Origin of the sequence: Actibacterium sp., assembly GCF_041584535.1 — a bacterium.
Lineage (GTDB): Bacteria > Pseudomonadota > Alphaproteobacteria > Rhodobacterales > Rhodobacteraceae > Actibacterium_D.
The window spans coordinates 1-1,857 of record NZ_JBFHDW010000401.1 but is presented as its reverse complement, the minus strand read 5'-3'; the positions used below and the strand labels follow the sequence as shown (position 1 = coordinate 1,857).

Here is a 1,857-nt window from a genome sequence, read left to right as displayed (position 1 = left end):
GAGGAATTGCAGCAGGAACATGAACAGGTTGATGAAGTCCAGATACAGGCTGAGCGCGCCCATGATCGCCGATTTCGCCAGCCATTCCTGATCCATCGCGTGGGCGTGGCTGATATAGTCGGTCTTGATCCGCTGGGTGTCAAAGGCGGTCAGCGCCGCGAACAGCAGCACACCGATCACCGAGATCGCAAAATGGATCGCCGGCGAGCCAAGGAAGATGTTGACCAGCGAGGCGACCAGCAGGCCGATCACGCCCATGATCAGGAACGAGCCCCAGCCCGAGATGTCTTTCTTTGTGGTATAGCCCCACAGCGACAGGCCAGCGAACGAGATCGCGGTGACCAGGAAAGTCTGGGCGATCGAGATGCCGGTAAAGGCCATGAAGATCCAGCTCAGGGACAGGCCCATCATCGCGGCATAGACATAGAAGAACAGTTGCGCGCCCGCCGCCGACAGGCGGTTGATCGCGGCGCCAAAGGCAAAGACCATGACCAGCGGTGCGAACATGGCGGCATAGCCAAGGATCGTCATCTGACCGGTTTGCACGTTGCGGAACAGGCTGAGAAGCGCGTCGTTGGTGCCAACGGCCCAAGCCACGAGCGCGGTCATCAGCAGGCCCACGGACATCGTGCCGTAGACCTTGTTCATGTGGGCGCGCAGCCCCGCGTCAATCTGCGCGGTGCGGGTCGTGCCTGCCTGGCCAGCGCGGATTGTGTTAAAGTCAGCCATCAAAGCCTCCGAGTTGATCTTATGAAGCCCCCGCAGGATAGCGGAAGCGATTGCAATGGAATATCGGCAGGCAACGGCGGCATTTCAAGGGCCAAGTCGGGGAAACCGGTGCTTGCCGAAGTGGGGGCCTGATCAGGCGGTGGTGACCACCACTTTGCCGGTCGATTTGCGGCTGCGCAGAAAGTCGATGGCCTGATCTGCCTGATCCAGCGAAAAGGTCTTGCTGATATGAGGTTTCAGGCGGCCTTGCGCATACCAGTCAAACAGGGTGGCCATGCTGTCGGTCAGCACTTTCGGGTCAAAGGTCAGGTAGCCGCCCCAATACAGGCCCTGCACGGTAATATTCTTGACCAGCAGGTGGTTGGCGGGGATTTGCGGCACCTCGCCGCTGGCGAAACCGATGATGACGATCCGGGCTTCGGGGTTGCAGGCGCGGAAGCTGGCCTTGAACTGATCGCCGCCCACGGCGTCATAGACCACATCGGCGCCGCCCAGATCCTTGATCCGGGCGCGGATATCGTCGGTTTCCGCGTCGATCAGATGGTCGGCACCCGCCTGTTGCGCCACGGCCAGCTTGTCGGCGCCGCGGGCCACGGCGATCACCGTGGCGCCCATCAGCTTGCCGATCTCGACCGCAGTCAGGCCAACGCCGCCCGAGGCACCCAGCACCACAAGGGTTTCGCCGGCTTTCAGCTTGGCGCGGTGTTCAAGCGCGACATGGCTGGTGCCATAGGCGACCTGAAAGGCGGCGGCGTCTTCGAAGCTCATACTGTCGGGCAGAACCATGCAGCGCGCGGCGGGGAACAGCCCGACATCGGCCAGACCGCCCGCACCGGCAAAGATCGCCACACGTTTGCCCAACAGATCGGCGGGGGCATCGGGGCCCAGCGCGGTGACGGTGCCCGAGACCTCCATCCCAAGGGTGAACGGGTAGGCGGGCGTGTCCTGATATTTGCCTTCAATCATCAGAAGGTCGGCAAAATTCAGCCCACACGCCGCGATTTGAACCTGCACCAGTTCATCCGTCGGTTGTGGCGTGGCACATTGGGCGATGCTGGCTTTGCCGCCGGCCTGAGAGATCTGAAATGCGCGCATCCGAAGCTCCTTTTGTGGATCAGCCCCGACCCT

General features: G+C 61.9%; 2 protein-coding genes. Both read right to left on the bottom strand.

The window, feature by feature from the left end; genetic code table 11:
- Positions 1 to 729, bottom strand: a 729-nt coding sequence (locus tag ABYW26_RS14110; RefSeq protein WP_372605551.1) for a Bax inhibitor-1/YccA family protein, incomplete at its 3' end; no start/stop codon positions are given.
- 132 nt (positions 730 to 861) lie between these two features.
- Positions 862 to 1,824, bottom strand: a complete 963-nt coding sequence (locus tag ABYW26_RS14105) for an NADPH:quinone oxidoreductase family protein (RefSeq protein WP_372605550.1) — start codon at positions 1,822 to 1,824, stop codon at positions 862 to 864.
- Positions 1,825 to 1,857: the final 33 nt, after the last annotated feature.